The sequence below is a fragment of the [Pantoea] beijingensis genome, assembly GCF_022647505.1.
GTDB classification, from domain to species: domain Bacteria; phylum Pseudomonadota; class Gammaproteobacteria; order Enterobacterales; family Enterobacteriaceae; genus Erwinia; species Erwinia beijingensis.
Genome location: NZ_CP071409.1, coordinates 2,231,950 through 2,252,385 on the forward strand (window position 1 = coordinate 2,231,950; position 20,436 = coordinate 2,252,385).

The window sequence follows — 20,436 nt, forward strand, 5'->3', positions numbered from 1 at the left end:
CCTATGGGGGCACATGAAGGCTCGAAAACTCGCCACACAGAATATTCACTCATTCTTCCCGTCGCAGCATTAATTATTCTTGCTCTGTGGGGTTCAACTCAATCATTCCCGGTAGTCGTTAGCATTAACCTGCTCGCGCTGGTTGCCATTCTCAGCAGTGCTTTTAGTGTCGTGCGTCACGCTGACGTTCTCGCGCATCGTTTGGGCGAACCTTTTGGCTCGTTGATCCTGAGTCTTTCCGTAGTAATTCTTGAAGTGAGTTTGATCTCCGCACTAATGGCAACAGGTGATGCTGCACCTGCGTTAATGCGCGATACGCTTTACTCCATTATCATGATCGTCACCGCCGGGCTGGTCGGATTCTCTCTGCTACTCGGTGGACGTAAATTCGCCACGCAATACCTTAATCTGGCAGGTGTGAAGCAGTATATGATCGCCATTTTTCCGTTGGCTATCCTGGTACTGATTTTTCCGAACGCGCTGCCCGGCGGCAATTTCACCACTGGCCAGGCATTGTTAATTGCTGCCATTTCGGCCGCCATGTATGGCGTGTTTTTGCTTATCCAGACGAAGACTCACCAGAGCCTGTTTGTTTATGAGCACGAAGACGATGGAGACGATCCGCATCACGGTAAACCTTCTGCGCATAGCAGTCTACGGCATACGCTTTGGCTGATCGTGCATCTTATCGCAGTGATTAGCGTCACCAAGATGAATGCCAATCCGCTGGAGTTTTTGCTGACCGAACTGAATGCACCTAAGCAGTTTACCGGGTTCCTGGTCGCGCTGTTGATTCTATCCCCCGAGGGGTTAGGGGCAATACGTGCCGTACTGGCAAATCAGGTACAGCGCGCAATGAATCTGTTTTTCGGTTCAGTACTGGCGACCATCTCCCTCACGGTACCAGCAGTCGCTATTATTGCCACCCTCACCGATCAGCAACTGGTTTACGGGCTGGAGCCTCCGCAGATGGTGATGATGTCAGCCGTATTAATTCTTTGCCACATTTCGTTCTCTACCGGACGTACCAATGTGCTGAACGGCGCAGCGCATCTGGCACTGTTTATCGGTTACTTAATGACCATTATGTTATAAACAGGGACCGGATTACAGGCTCCTGCTGTGCGGCCATAAGAACAGATGTATGGCCGCTCTCTGCCAGATTCAATCAATTCGTGACATTGTCACATAGTCTCGCTTTGGCGTTCTGCCATTCCGCGGTCCTGTAACCGCGCTGTGTATCACAAACATCTTTGCAATAATGCTAAAGGCGCCCTGAGGCGCCTTTAGCATGTCTCTCCCCCAACATCCTTCAAACAGGGTGGTGAGATCAGTTACTGGTATCCAATTCGGGAAAGCTTTTCACCAAATCGTCAATCGCTTTCATTTGCTTCAGGAAAGGTTCCAGTTTATCCAGCGGTAACGCCGAAGGTCCATCACATTTAGCATTGGCCGGGTCCGGGTGGGCCTCAATAAACAAACCGGCCAGACCTACAGCCATTCCTGAACGCGCCAGTTCGGTCACCTGTCCACGACGGCCACCGGAAGCCGAGCCAAAGGGATCACGACACTGCAGCGCATGTGTCACGTCAAAAATCACCGGGCTTCCTTTTGAAGCCTGTTTCATCACGTTGAAACCCAGCATATCCACAACCAGGTTGTCGTAGCCAAAGTTTGCACCACGATCGCACAGGATAACTTTCTCGTTACCGCCTTCAGCGAATTTCTCAACGATATTCCCCATCTGTCCCGGGCTGACAAACTGGGGTTTCTTCACGTTAATGACCGCACCGGTTTTCGCCATGGCTTCCACCAGGTCGGTCTGGCGCGCCAGGAAAGCGGGTAGCTGAATCACATCAACAACATCTGCAACGGGCTGCGCCTGGCTTGCCTCATGGACATCGGTGATCACCTTTACGCCGAAAGTCTGTTTTAACTCCTGGAAAATCTTCATTCCCTCTTCAAGACCCGGGCCACGGTAAGAGTGAATTGAGGAGCGATTTGCTTTATCAAACGACGCTTTAAAGACGTAAGGAATGCCCAGTTTTTCCGTAACGGTGACGTAGTGTTCGCAAATCCGCATGGCTAAATCGCGAGATTCCAGTACGTTCATGCCGCCAAAAAGCACAAATGGCAGGTCATTCGCAACATTGATATCACCAATACTCACAACTTTCTGTTTCATGCCTTAATCTTCCTGTCTTAGGGGTCACATCGCGCTCATCAGAGCGAATTTATGTCTTTTGCTTCAGAGCGGGGTAAACATACCCGCCAGTTAATGCAGCGTGACGCGTTTATGCTGTATCGAATGGATTTGCACTTTAATCATCTCAATGATCGGATCTTCCGGACATTGCTCAACAAAATAAATGAGATCGTTTAATGCAATATGCTCACACTCAAGCTGCGCATAAATCAGCCCGCGATCGCGAATTTCATAAGGATCGTCAGGATCGATCTGCAGCAGCACATGGCTGACATTCAATGCCATTTCCATGCGTTTTTCTTCCATCAGCGCCGCTTTTAACGTATCAAGCATTTTACGGATCACCGTTGTCGGCTCCGCTTCGTCCAAGTCATCGTCATAGAGCTCTGCCGTTGGGCTAATATTGCCTTTTAACCACACTTCCAGCGTATGCTCGTCAAGCGTATCGCCGTTAAAGGGGTCGATCAGCCACATTTCGCCGTCCAGCCAGTCCGCCCGCAGAATGAGTTGCGTGGGAAAAATAACCGGCATCAGCGGGATCTCAAGCTCCCCGGCAACATGTAACAGGATCACGCCCAGCGACACCGCAGTTCCCTGGCGCGTTCTGAGTACGTTATCAAGCCAGAGCGTGTCTGAAAGGTTATAAATACCGCTCGCGTTACCGAATCCCCACTGGTGATAAAACAACTCCAGCAGTTTCTCCAGTCGCAGATCGATATTGTCCTCAGAGGCAACATATTCACGCGCTTCCTCAACCAAAGACTGCAGTTGAGATCCGACATATTCCGTTGGAAAATCATCGCGAATCGCCCGCGATGCGGCAATCACCGATGCAGAAAGCGGTGATTCAGTAAAATCAAATTTAGCTACGGCCGTCATACAATCCCCAACAGTGGCATTTTACTTATGGCCAGTTTAATGATCAGACAGACCACTATTATCGCGGCGAGGAAGGCGATCCAGCGTACCTTGCAGGAACGTGGACGGCGGCCAAGCGCGATAAAACCCAGCACGATATAGATAATAACGCCAAACAGCTTCTCAGTCAGCCAGCTACCTTGCGGTGTAAATGGATAAAAATGAGATATCCAGACCAACAGAATACCGGAAATGAGCAGCAGGGTATCGTTGATATGCGGAACAATGCGAACCCAGCGGCATTGTAAATGCAGGGAACGCTTCTGTAGCCAGTAAAATCGCAGGACAAACATCGCGATAGAGATCGCGACAGTCAGAAAATGAAACGCTTTAATTACGGGATACCAGGTTGCCATCGTGCTTCCTTGATTATGACTTAGCCTTCTGACCGAGCGTCACTCGATCATTACCGCCATAATCCTGACAGCTTTCAACACAAAGAAAATTGTTCTCACGCAAAATAGCCTGAACGGCCTGCGCTTGTTGCCAGCCATGTTCCAGCAGTAACCAGCCTTCAGATTGCAGATAATGCTGCGCCTGCGCCGCAATCTGCCGGATATCTGCCAGCCCATGCTCTTCCGCGACAAGGGCGCTTAAGGGTTCAAAGCGCACGTCTCCCTGAAACAGATGACAATCATTAGCATCAATATAGGGCGGGTTGCTGACGATAAGCGCAAAACGCTGTCCGTCAAGCGCCGAAAACCAGTCGCTTTGCCGGAAGGCCGCATTGCCGATCTGCAATTTATCGGCATTGTGTTGCGCAAGGGCTACGGCACCCGCAATACGGTCAACGCCGATCACCTGGCAATCAGGGCGTTCACTAGCCAGCGCCAGGGCGACAGCCCCGGTACCTGTGCCCAAATCAAGCAGCCTCGACGCCTCTGCAGGAATGCGTACCAGCGCTTGCTCAACCAGGATCTCCGTATCGGGACGCGGTATCAAGGTTTCGGGAGAGACGGTAAGCGGCAGTGACCAAAACTCACGCTCCCCCGTCAGATGAGCGACGGGTTCACCGCTGGCACGACGCGCGATCAGCACATCAAGTTGCTGTAACTGATCATCAGTCAACGCTGTTTCATCAAACGCGATTAACCAACTACGTGGCCGTTTTAACACCCAGCCCAGCAGAATTTCGGCATCTCGTTTGGGACTCTCACTTTCAGCAAGCGCCCCGATAGCCCCTTTTAACCAACGGCGGATTTCCACTAATCCTGCTCTGACAACGCGGCGAGCTGGTCGGCCTGATATTCCTGCACAATCGGCTCTATTAATGAATCCAGTTTGCCTTCCATCACTTCATCCAGACGATAAATCGTCAGGTTAATACGATGGTCGGTCACGCGACCTTGTGGAAAATTGTAGGTCCGGTTACGATCTGAACGATCGCCGCTGCCCAGCAAATTACGCCGCGTTGAGGCTTCTTCTGCCTGGCGTTTAGCCATTTCCGCGGCACGAATACGCGAGCCTAACACCGCCAGTGCTTTAGCCTTGTTTTTATGCTGCGAACGCTCATCCTGGCACTCCACCACAATCCCGGTCGGTAAATGGGTAATACGAATCGCAGAGTCGGTGGTGTTTACGTGCTGACCGCCCGCACCGGATGAACGGAAAGTATCGATTTTCAGATCGGAAGGGTTAATATCCGGTAATTCTGCCTCTGGCAATTCTGGCATGATAGCGACTGTGCATGCTGAAGTATGAATACGCCCCTGTGATTCGGTTTCCGGCACGCGCTGTACGCGATGCCCGCCAGATTCAAACTTCAGACGCCCGTATGCGCCCTCACCGATAACTTTGGCAATAACCTCTTTATAACCGCCATGCTCGCCATCATTTGCGCTCATGACTTCGACTCGCCAGCGGCGCATTTCCGCATAACGGCTATACATGCGGAACAGATCACCGGCAAAAATAGCCGCTTCATCTCCCCCTGTACCGGCACGGACTTCAATATAGCAATTACGCTCGTCGTCAGGATCTTTCGGCAGCAACAGTACCTGCAGCTGCTGCTCCAGCGTTTCGCTACGCTCACGCGCCTCTTGTAACTCTTCCTGCGCCATATCACGCATTTCGACATCGCTCAGCATCAGCTCAGCGGTTTCAATATCTTCCTGCACCTGCTGCCATTGGCGAAAACACTGGCTGACATCGGTTAACTGCGCATATTCACGCGACAGCGCCCGGAAACGTTCTTGATCGGCGATCACTCCCGCGTCACCGAGCATCGCCTCCACTTCTTCGTGGCGCTCCTGCAAGGCTTCCAGTTTGGCAACAATAGAAGTCTTCATGTGGTGTTTTTTACCTTGTAAATAATGGAGTTCAGATAAGAGTAGCTAGTCCAGTCCCAGGCTATCGCGCAGGATCTGCAGGCGTTCTTCGTCGCCATCGCGAGCGGCCTGCTGTAGGGATTTGGTGGGGGCATGTATAAGACGGTTGGTTAACTTATGCGCCATATCGCGCAGCACGTCCTGCGCATTTGCACCCTGCTGTAAAGCAGCCAGCGCACGGGCTTCCAGTTCGGCACGCACTTGATCGGCCTGCGAACGATAATCACGAATGGTTTCTACGGCGCTTTGTGCCCGAAGCCAGGCCATGAACTCACCGCTCTCCTGCACGACGATGCTTTCTGCCTGAATAGCTGCCGCCTGGCGCTGTGCCATATTTTTTTCAATAATCGCCTGCAAATCGTCAACACTGTACAAATAAGCGTTAGCCAGCTTGCCTACTTCCGGTTCAACATCGCGCGGCACGGCGATATCTACCAGCAGCATCGGTTGATTACGGCGGGCTTTCAACGCCCTCTCCACCATACCTTTACCAATAATTGGCAATGGGCTGGCGGTTGAACTGATAATAATGTCTGCTTCGGCCAGGCGCGCATCAATCTCGGCCAGGCCGATCACTTCAGCGCCGACTTCATCAGCCAGCGCCTGCGCACGCTCACGCGTACGATTGGCGATAATCAGTTTTTTGACGTCATGCTGACGCAGGTGGCGGGCAGCCAGTTCAATGGTTTCACCCGCGCCAACCAGCAATACGTTCACGGTCGAAAGGGATTCAAAGATTTGGCGCGCCAGCGTACAGGCGGCAAAGGCGACGGAGACCGCGCTGGCACCGATATCGGTTTCAGTGCGGACGCGTTTAGCAACGGAAAAGGTTTTCTGGAACATCCGCTCCAGCTCGCTGGACAGCGAGTGACCGCGCTGCGAATCCGCAAACGCTTTTTTCACCTGCCCCAGGATTTGCGGCTCGCCTAACACCAGTGAATCAAGGCCACTGGCTACGCGCATAAGATGACTCACTGCATCATTGTCATGGTGCCAGTAAAGACTTTTTTCCACATCATCTGCGCTGAGCTTATGATAGTCACAAAGCCAGCGAACCAGCTCTTCATGCAGATTCTCTTGCTGCTCCACACTAAGATAGAGCTCAGTGCGGTTACAGGTAGACAGAACGACGCCGCCTTGCACAAGTGGCTGTGCCAGCAGGCTATTTAGCGCCTGATCCAGCGTGTCCGGCGCGAAGGTCACACGTTCGCGCAGAGCAACAGGTGCTGTTTTGTGATTGATTCCCAGGGCAAGCAGCGTCATGGTAGTAAAGTCTGGTTATCCCACTGATGATAGGGTTTTATGAGGCGCATTCTACAAGATGCGCGAGATCAATTAAAGTCATACCGCGCATATGCCTGTAATAGGTAATGCCGCACTTACAATCGGTATTCTCGTCATTCCCCATTAACCTGATAAGATGCAGGTGCCGCACAGCGTAAACGATATTCACCACTAACTTATAGCTGAAGCGCGGTAAATAAGACAATTTGAGCATTGACGGCTTAAACGCGGATGGTTAGCGTTTAAAGGTTAACTGTGGGCAAGCATGCCCTGATTGTGTCTGAGGAGATGACCACGCAATGTATTCACCGTCCCTATCTCGTACTACCCGCCGTCTGATACGACTTCTCCCCGTTGCCAGCGTGCTGCTCGCTGCCTGTACGATCAATCAACCTCAGGAACCCGGTCAAAGCCCTGATTCAGCACAGTGGAAACAGCACCAACAGCGTGTCGCACAGATTAGCCAATATCAGACGCGCGGTGCTTTTGCCTATCTTTCGGATAAGCAAAAAGTGTATGCGCGCTTTAACTGGCAGCAAACGGCGGCAGACCGCTATCGCCTGCTGTTAACCAATCCATTGGGCAGTACTGAGCTACAGCTGGACGCACAGGGTTCCGTCGTACAGTTGGTTGATAACAAAGGTAAACGCTACGTCAGCGATGATGCAGAGAAAATGGTGTCACAGCTGACAGGCATGGATATCCCATTAAACAGTCTGCGTCAGTGGATGATGGGCTTACCGGGTGAGGCCACCGATTACACGCTGGATAGCCACTATTTATTGAAATCGCTGAATTATCGTCACAATGGTCAACAGTGGAAACTGACCTATCAGGGGTATGATAGCAAAGTTACCCCCCCGCTGCCGTCTAACCTGGAGCTGCAGGCAGGCGACCAGCGAATTAAACTCAGAATGGATAACTGGACCGTTAAATGATCGCAACCTGGCCCTCCCCGGCAAAGCTGAACCTTTTTCTCTATATCACTGGTCAGCGTGAAGATGGTTATCACAATCTGCAAACGCTGTTTCAGTTTCTGGATTATGGCGATAGTCTGACCATCACCCCCACGCGAAGCGGTGACATTATTTTACTGACGCCGATTGAGGGCGTACCGGACGAGGAAAACCTGATTGTCCGTGCCGCACGCTTACTGATGCAGCACGCGTCTGCGCGCCATACCTTACCCACAGGCGCAGGTGCAAATATCGCAGTAACAAAACGTTTGCCGATGGGCGGCGGATTAGGTGGTGGATCGTCCAACGCTGCGACGGTGCTGGTTGCGTTAAATCAGCTATGGCAAACCGGTTTTACGCTGGACGAGCTTGCTGCCATTGGTCTGACGCTGGGTGCCGATGTGCCGGTCTTCGTACAAGGCTATGCCGCTTTTGCCGAAGGCGTAGGCGAACGACTACGCCCCGTTAGCCCGCCGGAAAAGTGGTATCTGGTGGCACATCCCGGCGTAAATATTGCTACGCCCCAGATATTTAACGATCCCGAGCTAAAACGCGACTCGCCAGTGAGGGATATTTCCACCCTTTTGCAGGGTTCTTTCAGCAATGATTGTGAAGCAGTAGTAAGAAAACGTTTTCGTGAGGTTGAAGAGCTTGTTTCCTGGCTGCTAGAATACGCGCCGTCGCGCCTAACAGGAACCGGCGCTTGTGTGTTTGCCGAATTCGACACCGAGTCCGCTGCTCGTCAGGTGCTTGAGCTGGCCCCGAAGGGGTTGCGTGGATTTGTTGCACGAGGCAGTAATGTCTCATCGCTGCATCGCGCTCTTTCAGGGCACAAAGCGATTACGTGACAGGGTCACCCGTTCCTGATGCTGCACGTGGCGCATTAACACACCCGTATGAAACAGTCGTAATGGTATAGCGCCCATTGCCATTTACGATTATGTTCATTCTCTGGACGCAAAGCCTGAGGTTCTTCTCGTGCCTGATATGAAGCTTTTTGCTGGTAACGCTACGCCGGAACTAGCACAACGTATTGCCAACCGCCTTTACACCAGCCTGGGCGACGCCGCCGTCGGTCGTTTCAGTGATGGTGAAGTCAGCGTACAAATTAACGAAAATGTACGCGGTGGTGATATTTTCATCATCCAGTCCACCTGTGCCCCAACCAACGATAACCTGATGGAATTGGTTGTTATGGTTGACGCCCTGCGTCGTGCTTCCGCTGGTCGTATTACTGCCGTTATTCCTTACTTTGGCTACGCGCGTCAGGATCGACGTGTTCGCTCTGCACGCGTACCTATTACCGCAAAAGTGGTTGCGGATTTTCTTTCCAGCGTTGGCGTAGATCGCGTGTTAACGGTGGACCTGCACGCAGAACAGATTCAGGGCTTCTTTGATGTCCCGGTTGATAACGTATTCGGTAGCCCCATTCTGCTGGAAGATATGCTGCAGATTGGTCTTGAGAATCCGATCGTGGTTTCTCCAGATATCGGTGGCGTGGTCCGTGCTCGCGCTATCGCTAAGCTGCTTAACGATACCGACATGGCTATCATCGATAAGCGTCGTCCGCGCGCTAACGTTTCGCAGGTGATGCATATCATCGGTGACGTTGCGGGCCGCGACTGCGTATTGGTTGATGACATGATTGATACCGGTGGCACCCTGTGTAAGGCAGCGGAAGCCTTAAAAGAACGCGGTGCGAAGCGTGTTTTTGCTTATGCAACGCATCCAATCTTCTCTGGCAATGCAGTGGAAAACTTGCGCAACTCGGTGATCGACGAAGTTGTCGTCTGCGACACTATTCCATTACCGGAAGAGATCAAAGCACTGCCAAACGTACGTACGTTGACGCTCTCTGGCATGCTGGCTGAAGCCATTCGCCGCATCAGTAATGAAGAATCAATCTCTGCGATGTTCGAACACTAATCGACAGGTTCAGAGAATCGAAGCCGGGCTTGCCCGGCTTTTTTCATTTGGGCGGCAATACGCCTTCTGAGTAATATCTTACCTATAAAAAAGCCTCCGCAGAGGCTTTACAACAGATGGCAGGGCTGTTTACTTCAGCTATGGTGATGATGCGACTGGCGGCGGCAGCGTTGATCCCCGCAGTGACGCAGCCAATAATAACGATCGGCGATCTTTTCACGGCCACTGATACGCGCGCCCACCAACCACAGAAGCGCCCCCAGAAAGATGCTGAAAATCGCGCCGTGTGCCATATATTGAGGTAACTGCAACTGCGGCAGTTGATTAAGCACTGAATATCCGACGCCAGCAACCATGGTAAGCAACCCGAATCCCATCAGGATATTACCCGCAACATTCGCGTGTCTACGTTTCATATCTCACCTCCTTTCAAGCCGCTCAGACTGGCAATACAGGTATTGCCTTGTGTCATAAGTTTAGATAATGGCAAGCAACTTCATTGCGTGATAGATCACACAATTTGCTAAATTTTGACATTTCTTTACTTTTTAAGCGCCTGAATTTAGATAAAAAACATATTATTTCGGCAATGAATTATCGCTCTTATTTACTACCACGTCGGTGCTTTTGTATTCTCGTCCACGGCACAGTAAACTAGCGCTCTTTAATTCAGCTATTTCAGGAAAAAGAGCGCGTGAGTAGCATCAAACTGATCGTAGGTCTTGCCAATCCTGGCGCCGAATACGCCGCGACTCGCCACAATGCAGGGGCCTGGTATCTGGACCTGCTGGCAGAGCGCCATAATCAGTCGTTAAAGGAAGAGAGCAAATTCTACGGCTACACTGCCCGCCTGGCGATTGCTGGCGAGGACGTTCGCTTACTGGTTCCTACCACCTTTATGAACCTCAGTGGTAAAGCCGTGGCGGCGATGGCCACATTTTATCGCATCTCACCGGAAGAAATTCTGGTTGCGCACGATGAGCTGGATTTACCGCCTGGCGTAGCGAAATTTAAGCAAGGCGGTGGCCACGGCGGGCACAATGGCCTGAAAGATATCATCAGTAAGTTAGGCAATAACGTTAACTTTCACCGCTTGCGCATTGGTATCGGGCATCCCGGCGATCGCAATAAAGTGGTGGGATTTGTCCTGGGAAAACCACAAGCTAATGAGCAATCCTTGATCGATGATGCTATAGATGAAGCGGCACGCTGCACGGAAATCTGGCTGAAAGACGATCGCTTAAAAGCGATGAATCGGCTGCACAGCTATAAAGCTGGCACGTTATAATTATCGCGCATTAAAACGATATCCTATCGTAATGCGGCAGGGTTTATCCGCCCTGCCGCTCTGTTCATCGACGACTTTCCACCTCAAACATCATCTGCGGCGACCTTGTAATCGGGGTCATCCAGCTCATGCAGGCACCAGGGGCCTGCCTGTTTCAGCAAACTAATGCAATCCTCACTCAGATGACGCAGCAACAGGATTTTCCCTGCTTCCTGATAGCGCGTGCTGAGTTTATCTATGGCCTCAACGCCACTTGAATCCATCACCCGAGTACGGGCAAAATCAATCACCACCCGCTGCGGATCGCTGGCGGGCGTAAACAGCTCAGCAAAACCGGCAGCCGAACCAAAGAACAGCGGCCCTTCAAGCTGGTAGGTTTTTTCATTATCCTGTTCGGTTTGTTTCACAATGGTGATACGCGCATGTTGCCAGGCGAATACCAACGCCGAAATAATTACGCCAAAAATCACTGCCATGGCTAAATCGGTATAAATCGTCACCAGCGTAACCGCAATCATAATCACTGCATCGGCCTTTGGCATGCGTTTCAGGCGGCGGATCGAGCTCCATTCAAAAGTGCGAATGCACACCACAAACATAATCCCTGCCAGCGCCGCAACGGGCAGAAGCGCAATCCAGGATGACAGGCTGATAACAAACAGGATCAGCAGCAACGCACCTACGGCATTCGATATCCGCCCGCGCCCGCCGGAGGTAAAGTTGATGATCGATTGTCCAATCATCGCACATCCGGCAAAGCTGCCAAAGAAACCGCAAAGCGTGTTACCCAGCCCCTGAGCGACACACTCTTTATTCCCTGCCCCTTTTTTACTGCCCATTTCATCAAGTACCGCCATGGTCAATAGCGACTCAATTAATCCCACCAGCGCAATGACTACCGAATACGGCAGCACAATCTTCAGCGTTTGCAGGCTAAACGGCGCATCCGGCAGATGAAACATCGGCAAGTCACCGGCAATATCCGCAAGATCGCCTACCCGCTTGGTATCAAGATGAAAACCAATAGCAATGGCGCTAATCACAATCAGCGCGGCCAGCGAACCGGGTATCACTTTCGTAAATTTTGGGAATAGCCAGACGATCAGCATCGCCAGTGCCACTAGCCCGTACATCAGCGGCCCCTGGTTTTTAATCATCGGGATTTGCGCCAGGGCGATAACAATGGCCAGGCCGTTAACAAACCCGAATATTGCCGGCTGAGGAACTAAACGTATAAATTTGCCCAGCCGCAACACACCTATCGCGATCTGAATCAAACCGGCCAGAATAGTTGCCAGCAGTACATACTCGTAACCGTGCTGGTTAATCAAACTGATCAGGACCACGATAATTGAACCGGCTGCACCAGAAATCATGCCCGGCTTTCCGCCAAAAAATGCGGTAACCAGCCCCAACATAAAAGCAGTGTGTAGGCCAATTATCGGCGACAGACCCGCAAGTAAAGAGAATGCTGTGGCTTCCGGTATCAGCGCCACAGCAACAACAGAGCCAGCCAGCACATCATTTTTGACGTCCCGCGCCCTGAAGTGACTCAGGTTAAACATATCTATTCACTTATTTGGTTATAGTAGAAACTACTGCGCCGCCGAAAGGATCGGGAGCAGTCATGCCGTCAGAGCGACAGCCTGCGCAACTGGCGTTGCGTACTGGGGGGAAACTCAGGGTGGCGTAAGCTTCACGTTATTCATCCGCAGGCTACTCCGCTGATTAAAAGTCCGGGTAGTATCGGAAAATAAGATAGCGATCACAAGTATTAACACACCTCTGAAGGTGAAATCCGCGCCATAACGGCGAAGATTACGTGTATAATGCTGAAAGTTTTTTTCTACGACATCATTAAGGCATTTTTTAATGTCTTAATATTCAAGCAATTAAGGTGATTCAAACATGGGATTCAAATGCGGTATTGTGGGCCTGCCTAACGTGGGTAAATCCACCTTGTTCAATGCGTTGACGAAAGCGGGGATTGAAGCTGCGAACTTCCCTTTCTGTACCATTGAGCCGAATACCGGCGTGGTGCCAATGCCTGATTCACGTCTTGATCAGCTGGCAGCCATTGTTAAGCCACAGCGTATTCTGCCGACCACCATGGAGTTTGTTGATATCGCCGGTTTGGTGAAAGGTGCATCAAAAGGTGAAGGCCTGGGCAACCAGTTTCTGACCAACATCCGTGAAACCGAGGCCATTGGCCACGTCGTGCGCTGTTTTGAGAATGACAATATCATTCATGTTTCAGGCAAAGTGAACCCGGCAGAAGACATTGATGTAATCAATACCGAGCTGGCCCTGTCTGACCTTGAAACCTGCGAACGTGCACTACAGCGCGTGCAGAAGAAGGCCAAAGGCGGCGATAAAGACGCGAAAGCAGAACAAGCTGCACTGGAAAAATGCCTGCCACACCTCGAAAATGCCGGGATGTTACGTTCGCTGAAGCTGGATGAAGAAGAGAAAGCGGCTATTCGTTATCTGAGCTTCCTGACCCTGAAGCCAACCATGTACATCGCAAACGTCAATGAAGACGGCTTTGAAAATAACCCCTATCTTGACCAGGTGCGCGCAATTGCTGACGCAGAAGGTTCCGTGGTGGTACCGGTTTGCGCCGCGGTAGAATCTGATATTGCCGAGCTGGATGATGCCGATCGGGACGAATTTATGGCCGAGATGGGTATTGAAGAACCAGGCCTGAACCGCGTGATCCGTGCTGGCTATGCCCTGCTCAACCTGCAAACTTACTTCACCGCAGGCGTGAAAGAAGTTCGCGCATGGACGATTCCCGTCGGCGCAACCGCCCCGCAGGCTGCGGGTAAGATCCATACTGACTTTGAAAAAGGATTTATCCGCGCACAGACTATCGCCTTTGATGACTTCATAACCTACAAAGGCGAACAAGGCGCGAAAGAAGCCGGAAAAATGCGTTCAGAAGGTAAAGAATATATCGTTAAAGACGGTGATGTCATGAACTTCCTGTTCAACGTCTAAATAAAATTTGTCGTCTCATGAGGTTTTACTGAATCTCAGAATAACGTAAAACTCTATAAAATCCACGCCATTGCGTGGATTTTTCATTTCATAAAGTCTCAACTTATCTCGTAACAACGTAGTCAAAAATGAGGGCATGGAAGAGTACAGCATTCTTCCATCTTTATTTTAAGTGAGCACAATAACGGTATAAGAAATAAACAAGGCCCGTTATGCTCACTGATACGCAATGCCGCACAGCAAAAGCGAAAGAAAAGCTCTACCGCCTCAACAATTTCAATGGCTTATACCTTGAAGTCAAACCTAGCGGCAAGAAGACGTGGTGTTATCGATTTAAGCTTAACGGCAAATCAAGCATGTTTGCATTTGGTGAGTACCCAGCGGTAAAACTTCGTTGAAACGAGGGAGAAATGCGAGCAAGCGCGTAAGCAAGTCGCAGATGGAGTTAGTCCGACACAGGCCCGTCAGTTAGATAAGATCCGCAAGATTAACGACGCATCGAATACTTTTGAGCTGATCGCCAAAGAGTGGTTGCAGATGAAAGACTGGGCCGAAATCACCAAAACGCGGCGACTGGATATGCTTGAACGTGTGGTTTTCCCGCAATTGGTAAGCTCCCGGTCAGAGAGATCACTCCACACCATATACTTAAAATTCTTCAGGAAACGGCTAAGCGCGGCGCTCCGACCGTTGCCGCTGAAACCCGCCGCACCGTTTCATCCGCTTTTGAGCTGGCAGTTGCGACGCTTAGAGCTGATAGCGATCCTGTATGGCCTGTGCGTATGGCCCTCCCCACCAATAAGACACAGCACAAACAGGCACTGAATCCGCAGCAAATCGGGAAGCTATTAAGCTGTTTTGACAATAGTCGTGGCTCATATCAGGTTAACTATTGCATGTGGCTTATGTGGTGGACATTGGCGCGTCCTGCAGAAGCCACCGAAGCAGAATGGACAGAATTCGATCTTGATAACGCCCTATGGACCATTCCGGCAGCTCAAATGAAAGCCGAAGAGAATACGTTATTCCCCTACCCTTTCAAGCTGTCAGAATGCTACAAGGATTAACCGGGCAAACGCTGATTATTAAAGATTATTTTCCACAATAATATAACAACCACATTTTGACCTGAAATTATGTAACATTATGATTTTATGAACATTGTTTACTATATTCATTCAGCGTTATAATCCCTCTGTTTTCCATCCCTCTAATAACACAGGGCATCTCCATAAGCCGATACCATGTATCCAGTAGTGAAGGACAGTATGAGAAAGACTCTGGCGAGCAGATTTTGGCAAAGCGCGGTTCTGCCGGCATTCCCCCTTATTTCGGTTTCGATGGCATACAGTTCACCGATGCGTATTAGCGCTTCTTCCATCAGAGCAGACGGTGTCCGGACATGACTCACTTAGTCCCGTGTCTATTATTGATGGGTAAGATCACATCTTGCGTTAGAATATACTCACGGAAAAAATAGCTGCCGAAAAATAATGCGGACGGCAGTATTTAATTATAAAAACTACGCTTACAATTGCTGTTGACGACGGCATAGCGCCTGTTTTGAATTCAAGCCAGACGGTTTAGAATATCAGAACCCGACTTAGACCTGTACCTACATTATGCTGGTAAGATTAAATAACTTCTTGAGATTTTCGTGGTTATTTATTCGCCACTCAATCGTATTACAACATGTGGAACGTAGTAGCATGAGAAACACAATTAGCGCTTTCTATTCAACACAACCAGACCCGCATATGCAAATCGGAGGAAACCAGCAAAATAGGATTCAAAAAATTGAAGTGTCTACTCCACATCGTGTAAACAATCCGTCGACTTTGGCAGTGCAAGATTTTGCAAACCTGAGTGCTCGAAATTTGAAGGCTAACGTGTTGCTTAATAGCGATGACGACGAACAACCAATCCATCAAAAAAATCCCACAGCTTTACTTAAGGCTATTGATGATAACGTCACGCAGACGGCAATCGCATGGGGTCGCTCAAAGAAAGATGTCGAAGATATGATTGGGAGCAGTACACGTATTATGGATCCGGTCTGTGGCGTGTCAGCGAACAATTTAATGAAGTTGTTCCTCGATTCCGATCATTCAAGTTATGTCTATGCAAAGGCGCATCCGATATCTCTTTCTCAGCTTCAGCAGCAATTTGCTCATTTACCTGCAGATAAAAATTTCATCCTGCGTGTTAAGGATTCAGGGCTTGGGCACGCGTATGTAATTGATCTTCCAGCTAGTGCGAAATCTAAACGTGATGCATTTATTTATCAGTCTGATCTAGGAGAAGGAGCGGCTCGGCCCCTACGCCTGGAGGATTGGATGAATAAAAAAGCATCTTATCCGGTTTCACTGAATGATCTTGAAAACCATTTCATCAATATGTCGAACGGAAACATAGACCCAGAACACATAGCAAAATTGTTTGATATTGATAGTAACCCGAAAATGCTGCGCCCCGAACGACTTGATCTACGTAAAAATAAAGGATTCAATTTTCAACTAGCTGAATACGATCTGGGAAATCTCGAAAGAAATATCAATGCTGTTAAGGCGAACTGCATTTAAAGATACTTATCTTTAGCAATAGGTATCCTACGGCATACCCAAAGGTTTTCCTGATGTGCCTGTAAAGTTCTGCTACTAACAGGCACAGTGATCCTACCGCGTAATGTAGACAGGGTCTAAACCCTGATATCCGCTGCCCGCTCATAGCAACGCCGGTATTTTTATACACTGCCTGCATGATACGGGCCCGGAAGGGTCTGGATTATCTGCGGTGATTCAGCATCAACCAAAAAGTGTCCACTTTCAGTTCTCGTTCAGTTTCATTACGGGATATATTAGGAGCACTATCGTAAAATGATTTTTCATAACAGGTAACATCGCAATGGCACTGGTCCCCAAAAACTATACGCGTCTGGAAAGCGGCTATCGTGAGAAAGCATTAAAAATTTATCCCTGGGTATGCGGCCGCTGCTCCCGGGAGTTCGTGTATTCAAATCTACGCGAATTGACCGTCCACCATATCGATCACGACCATACCAATAACCCGGAAGATGGCAGTAACTGGGAACTATTGTGTCTGTATTGCCATGATCATGAGCACTCAAAATACACTGAAGCCGAGCAATACGGCACAACCGTTGTGGCGGGTGAGGATATACAAAAAGATGTCGCCGCCGCAACCTACAATCCCTTTGCCGATTTGAAGTCGATGCTTAATAAAAAGTAATAATATCATTTTGTTAGGTTATGAAATCTGGCAGAGCCACTAAAATTGCCTGCATACTGCCACACATTATTCATCGGATTTAAAAACCAAGATGACAAAACCCACCTTACAAGAGCAGATGCTCAATGGACTGACGCCGGGCCCGGTTGTAGAACACTTCAATGTAATCGAAGATATCCGCCCGGGCCAGATCCCGGGTTTTGTATATTCTCTTCCTGATGCGTTCTTTTTTCAGTGAACTGAAGAACATTTGACGGACGGCTTCTTCCTTAAATTCAGGTGTAAATCGTAGTTGCGCTCGAAAGACAGTTGCTATGCTCAAACTATAGAGCAGGATCGTTTACCTGAGCGGGGTCAGTCCACTTTGTGCCAAAAGCAGAAATTGGAGTGTCAGGGACTCTTTAAACGTGAATGGTTCATTTTACAGGGATACTTACAGTGGCAAAGATAAGAATGGGGGGCCGTAATAATTACAGAAGAGAATATAAATGAGTTACTTGAACAATCAATATTGCTAAGTGAGAAATTGTACTCTAGTTTGAATAAGGCTGTAGATGAAAAAACTGGCAGCATCGAAAGCGAATTTTGAAATAAAATCCTTTCAAATGGTGACCTGCCCTCAGGATTAGATACAACGCTCAGTAAGTAATGTCGGATCCTTCACTCTCAGCAGACCTTCAGCGCCACGTGCTTGCCCGCGCTGTGCCAGAAGCAAGCATTAAACCAATAAATAAGCTGTCCCCTTTTCCGCTTTGGCGAAGATCATTCCCCGCATGAACAACAGCGCTGAACTACCGCTCACTCAGGCTCTCGTCGATCAAGCACCCACTAAAATTTTCAATAAATCCGTTCTGCATCGGCTTGCCTGGTTGGACAGGTAACGCTGCCCGGCATTTATCGTTCCAATTTTAGCCAAAGACGTAGTGCGCGCAGGCATTGTGTTTTACACTGCGCGCTGCAAAAATTGAGTCGCTAAATGATTAGGTAAATGGTAATGGCAATGAACGGAACGATCACAACCTGGTTTCAGGATAAAGGTTTTGGATTTATCAAAGATGAAAACGGCGATAACCGTTATTTCCATGTGATTAAGGTCGCCAACCCTGAGCTGATTAAAAAAAATGCGTCGGTGACTTTCGAGCCTACAACGAATAGTAAGGGATTGTCCGCCTATGCGGTGAAAGTCGCCCAGGAAAGCAAATACATCTATATCGCAGGTGAGCGTCTTAAGCTCACGTCCATCAAGTCTTATCTGGTTTACAGCGAAGAAGTGCCTGCCGATACCCGTATCGATAAAGAAAATACGTTGCTGTCTGTAGGCGTACTGATGAGTAGTATCAGGCCAAAATCAACCGCCAAACCAGGTGAAATGCGCCCGTTGAAAAAACTGGCGATCACCACTTTCCAGGGAACGACGTTAATTTTCTCGGAAGATGAAATAGACATTGATACGACGGTAAAGCTGCTTAAAGTCTGAGATAACTCGGATGAACCCTGTGCCGAAGTCCTGCAACATGTATAAGCGCGATTTCGGCATCGCTCACCACGCCATCATCTATCTCGCTTTCCCAATACCTCAAAGTCTGCCACATGCAGATAAATGTCCCCCTTAAAAGTGAGCGATGCGTAAAATTCGGGTTTTATCATCCGAACATGCTGCTCTGCCCATCGTAATTATCTATACTCCCCTTATCCGTCTTCATTGAATAAGGCCTCCCGTGTTAGCCAATATTCTTGTCGTTGTTGTTGCCGTTATACATATTTATATCCTTGTTCTTGAAATGTTTTTGTGGAATACGCAAACAGGGCGCAAGGCATTTAATCTCAGTGCTGATTTTGCACGCGAAACCCGAGTACTGGCTGCGAACCAGGGATTGTATAACGGCTTTCTGGCGGCAGGTTTGCTTTGGGGATTATGGCTGGGGACAGGCGGAATCCAGGTTACCTGCTTTTTTCTGATCTGTGTGTTCGTGGCCGGAATTTTTGGCGCAGCCACGGCCAGTCGTAAAATACTTTATATTCAGTCTGTTCCAGCATTGGCCGCGTTGATTGCACTGCTGGTTCGCTAAAGGTGAAAAGATGTTGACCTGATGATGTCCCCCGGGTGCGCCCTGCAGAGGGGCACTAGGGGATATCATGCCACAAGCCCTACCTATCCTGGCGATAATAATTAAGCTTATGTTCATCAATATGTATGCCCATGCCAATGCTATCTGTCGGGATACGCATTTTACCCTCTTTAATTTCGAGAGCGTCAGCCTGTAAGTCATCGCGAATTTCAAGAAAGTTCGTTAGCTCTGCTGGTTTTTCACATGCATGTTTGAAGGCAGCACCGAAGTGCAAACTGTTTAATGTCCCGATTTGGGTATCGCCCTGATTCCCCACGTAGACGGGAACAGATAGACCTTCGCATAAATGCAGTATTTTAGTGGATTCGGTGATGCCAGTTCTGGCCATTTTTATACATATCATCGACGATATTCCATCAAAAATTTCCCGACTAACATCAGCTAAAGAAATACAACTTTCATCGCCGCAAACGGGAATCGCCATCTCCTTATTCAGTCGATGCCTGCCGATTCGATCGGCAGCAGGTGACGGCTCTTCAAAAAAAGCGAAGTCTAACTCTCGTATCGCGTGGTAGACGGAAATGGCCTGGTCTGCGCGCCAGCCATGATTGGCGTCAAGGTATAACGTAGCGTCCGGCAAGCATTTTCTTATTTCTGTACAGGCCTTAATATCCTTTCTATAGTCCTTACCCGTTTTAACCTTGAAACTGTTTATCCCGTATTGTTGACGCATCGCTAACGCCTGCTCAGCCATTTTTTCCGGTGAGTCATACCCAATCATATGGCTGACGGTTAATTGATTGCTCATGCCGCCGAACAACTGATGGCAGCTCATCTGTAGATACTTTCCCATCGCATCGTGAATCGCGAGATCGATAGCCGCTTTCGCGGTGTAATTTCCCACAACCCACGCCATCTTCTGGGCTATTTTCTCTTTATCAAAAATACGGAGATCTTTAATAGAGGGAAAAAGCCATTCATTGATAGCCGTAATGATCGATTGCTGAGATTCGCCGTAAATATAAGGACGTGAAGGCGCTTCCGCCTCCCCCATCACGCCGTCGGTAGTCCAGAGTCGGATCAGAACGTTTTCAACGTTATCAATACGTCCCGTAGCGAACGCCAATGGTGTGATATAGGGAATTTTATAAGGGATGGTTTCTATGCGTGCAATGTTCATGGTGAGGTCTCTTATAGAGGACGTAAACGTCAT

The 20,436-nt window shown here is 49.2% G+C and carries 19 protein-coding genes and 4 pseudogenes; 11 read left to right on the plus strand and 12 right to left on the minus strand.

What is annotated here, in order from left to right; genetic code table 11:
- Nucleotides 1-3 precede the first annotated feature (3 nt).
- A complete protein-coding gene (chaA, locus tag J1C60_RS10040; protein WP_128174185.1) occupies nt 4-1,095 on the plus strand; it encodes a sodium-potassium/proton antiporter ChaA in 1,092 nt (363 codons plus the stop codon).
- A 235-nt stretch (nt 1,096-1,330) separates the two neighbouring features.
- Here the strand turns inward: chaA and kdsA are convergent, their stop codons facing one another.
- The 6 genes from kdsA to hemA form a co-directional block, all read right to left on the minus strand.
- Nucleotides 1,331-2,185: a 3-deoxy-8-phosphooctulonate synthase gene (gene kdsA / locus J1C60_RS10045; RefSeq protein WP_128174183.1), complete on the minus strand. Its 855-nt coding sequence runs from the start codon at nt 2,183-2,185 to the stop codon at nt 1,331-1,333.
- Nucleotides 2,186-2,275: 90 nt separating this feature from the next.
- Nucleotides 2,276-3,085: an invasion regulator SirB1 gene (gene sirB1, locus J1C60_RS10050; protein WP_128174181.1), complete on the minus strand. Its 810-nt coding sequence runs from the start codon at nt 3,083-3,085 to the stop codon at nt 2,276-2,278.
- Nucleotides 3,082-3,480, minus strand: coding sequence for a SirB2 family protein (locus J1C60_RS10055; protein ID WP_128174179.1), 399 nt, complete (start codon nt 3,478-3,480; stop codon nt 3,082-3,084). Before J1C60_RS10055 ends, sirB1 begins: the two co-directional genes overlap by 4 nt.
- Nucleotides 3,481-3,493: 13 nt before the next feature.
- Complete coding sequence (prmC, locus tag J1C60_RS10060) at nt 3,494-4,330, minus strand: peptide chain release factor N(5)-glutamine methyltransferase (protein ID WP_128174177.1); 837 nt, start codon at nt 4,328-4,330, stop codon at nt 3,494-3,496.
- A complete protein-coding gene (gene prfA / locus J1C60_RS10065; protein WP_128174175.1) occupies nt 4,330-5,412 on the minus strand; it encodes a peptide chain release factor 1 in 1,083 nt (360 codons plus the stop codon). Before prfA ends, prmC begins: the two co-directional genes overlap by 1 nt.
- A 45-nt stretch (nt 5,413-5,457) precedes the next feature.
- The gene (gene hemA / locus J1C60_RS10070; protein ID WP_128174173.1) at nt 5,458-6,714 is read right to left on the minus strand and encodes a glutamyl-tRNA reductase; all 1,257 of its coding nucleotides are present in this window, start codon (nt 6,712-6,714) and stop codon (nt 5,458-5,460) included.
- Between the two features lie 320 nt (nt 6,715-7,034).
- On the opposite strand from hemA, the gene lolB reads away from it, so the two are divergent.
- The 3 genes from lolB (at nt 7,035) to prs (ending at nt 9,617) form a co-directional block, all read left to right on the plus strand.
- Nucleotides 7,035-7,673, plus strand: a complete 639-nt coding sequence (gene lolB / locus J1C60_RS10075; RefSeq protein WP_128174171.1) for a lipoprotein insertase outer membrane protein LolB — start codon at nt 7,035-7,037, stop codon at nt 7,671-7,673.
- Nucleotides 7,670-8,539, plus strand: a complete 870-nt coding sequence (gene ispE, locus J1C60_RS10080; RefSeq protein ID WP_128174169.1) for a 4-(cytidine 5'-diphospho)-2-C-methyl-D-erythritol kinase — start codon at nt 7,670-7,672, stop codon at nt 8,537-8,539. Before lolB ends, ispE begins: the two co-directional genes overlap by 4 nt.
- A gap of 130 nt (nt 8,540-8,669) precedes the next feature.
- The gene (prs, locus tag J1C60_RS10085; RefSeq protein WP_013201847.1) at nt 8,670-9,617 is read left to right on the plus strand and encodes a ribose-phosphate diphosphokinase; all 948 of its coding nucleotides are present in this window, start codon (nt 8,670-8,672) and stop codon (nt 9,615-9,617) included.
- Between the two features lie 134 nt (nt 9,618-9,751).
- Here the strand turns inward: prs and ychH are convergent, their stop codons facing one another.
- Nucleotides 9,752-10,033 carry a stress-induced protein YchH gene (gene ychH / locus J1C60_RS10090; RefSeq protein WP_128174168.1) on the minus strand — a complete coding sequence of 94 codons (282 nt, stop codon included), beginning with the start codon at nt 10,031-10,033 and terminating at the stop codon, nt 9,752-9,754.
- Between the two features lie 278 nt (nt 10,034-10,311).
- Here ychH and pth point away from each other — a divergent pair, with 278 nt between their 5' ends.
- Nucleotides 10,312-10,905 (plus strand): aminoacyl-tRNA hydrolase, encoded by a 594-nt coding sequence (gene pth, locus J1C60_RS10095; RefSeq protein ID WP_128174166.1) that lies wholly within the window; start codon nt 10,312-10,314, stop codon nt 10,903-10,905.
- Nucleotides 10,906-10,988: 83 nt separating this feature from the next.
- On the opposite strand, the gene J1C60_RS10100 is transcribed toward pth, so the two are convergent.
- Nucleotides 10,989-12,470, minus strand: a complete 1,482-nt coding sequence (locus tag J1C60_RS10100) for a SulP family inorganic anion transporter (protein WP_128174164.1) — start codon at nt 12,468-12,470, stop codon at nt 10,989-10,991.
- 343 nt (nt 12,471-12,813) lie between these two features.
- On the opposite strand from J1C60_RS10100, the gene ychF reads away from it, so the two are divergent.
- A complete protein-coding gene (gene ychF, locus J1C60_RS10105; protein WP_128174162.1) occupies nt 12,814-13,905 on the plus strand; it encodes a redox-regulated ATPase YchF in 1,092 nt (363 codons plus the stop codon).
- 212 nt (nt 13,906-14,117) lie between these two features.
- Nucleotides 14,118-15,007 (plus strand): annotated as a pseudogene (locus tag J1C60_RS10110) (tyrosine-type recombinase/integrase); the annotation flags it as partial.
- 192 nt (nt 15,008-15,199) lie between these two features.
- Here J1C60_RS10110 and J1C60_RS10115 read toward each other — a convergent pair.
- Nucleotides 15,200-15,310: pseudogene (locus J1C60_RS10115) on the minus strand (hypothetical protein); the annotation flags it as partial.
- Nucleotides 15,311-15,614: 304 nt separating this feature from the next.
- On the opposite strand from J1C60_RS10115, the gene J1C60_RS10120 reads away from it, so the two are divergent.
- Nucleotides 15,615-16,487, plus strand: a complete 873-nt coding sequence (locus J1C60_RS10120; RefSeq protein ID WP_128174158.1) for a cycle-inhibiting factor — start codon at nt 15,615-15,617, stop codon at nt 16,485-16,487.
- A gap of 322 nt (nt 16,488-16,809) precedes the next feature.
- A complete protein-coding gene (gene yajD, locus J1C60_RS10125; RefSeq protein ID WP_128174156.1) occupies nt 16,810-17,154 on the plus strand; it encodes an HNH nuclease YajD in 345 nt (114 codons plus the stop codon).
- A 106-nt stretch (nt 17,155-17,260) separates the two neighbouring features.
- Here the strand turns inward: yajD and J1C60_RS10130 are convergent.
- Nucleotides 17,261-17,416 (minus strand): annotated as a pseudogene (locus J1C60_RS10130) (IS3 family transposase); the annotation flags it as partial.
- A 532-nt stretch (nt 17,417-17,948) separates the two neighbouring features.
- Nucleotides 17,949-18,029, minus strand: a pseudogene (locus tag J1C60_RS18765) (integrase core domain-containing protein); the annotation flags it as partial.
- 119 nt (nt 18,030-18,148) lie between these two features.
- On the opposite strand from J1C60_RS18765, the gene J1C60_RS10140 reads away from it, so the two are divergent.
- Both J1C60_RS10140 and J1C60_RS10145 read left to right on the plus strand, forming a co-directional pair.
- Complete coding sequence (locus tag J1C60_RS10140) at nt 18,149-18,631, plus strand: cold-shock protein (protein WP_128174154.1); 483 nt, start codon at nt 18,149-18,151, stop codon at nt 18,629-18,631.
- A gap of 241 nt (nt 18,632-18,872) precedes the next feature.
- Nucleotides 18,873-19,223 carry a DUF1304 domain-containing protein gene (locus J1C60_RS10145; protein ID WP_128174152.1) on the plus strand — a complete coding sequence of 117 codons (351 nt, stop codon included), beginning with the start codon at nt 18,873-18,875 and terminating at the stop codon, nt 19,221-19,223.
- Nucleotides 19,224-19,302: 79 nt separating this feature from the next.
- On the opposite strand, the gene J1C60_RS10150 is transcribed toward J1C60_RS10145, so the two are convergent.
- The gene (locus tag J1C60_RS10150; protein WP_164877251.1) at nt 19,303-20,403 is read right to left on the minus strand and encodes a mandelate racemase/muconate lactonizing enzyme family protein; all 1,101 of its coding nucleotides are present in this window, start codon (nt 20,401-20,403) and stop codon (nt 19,303-19,305) included.
- Nucleotides 20,404-20,436: the final 33 nt, after the last annotated feature.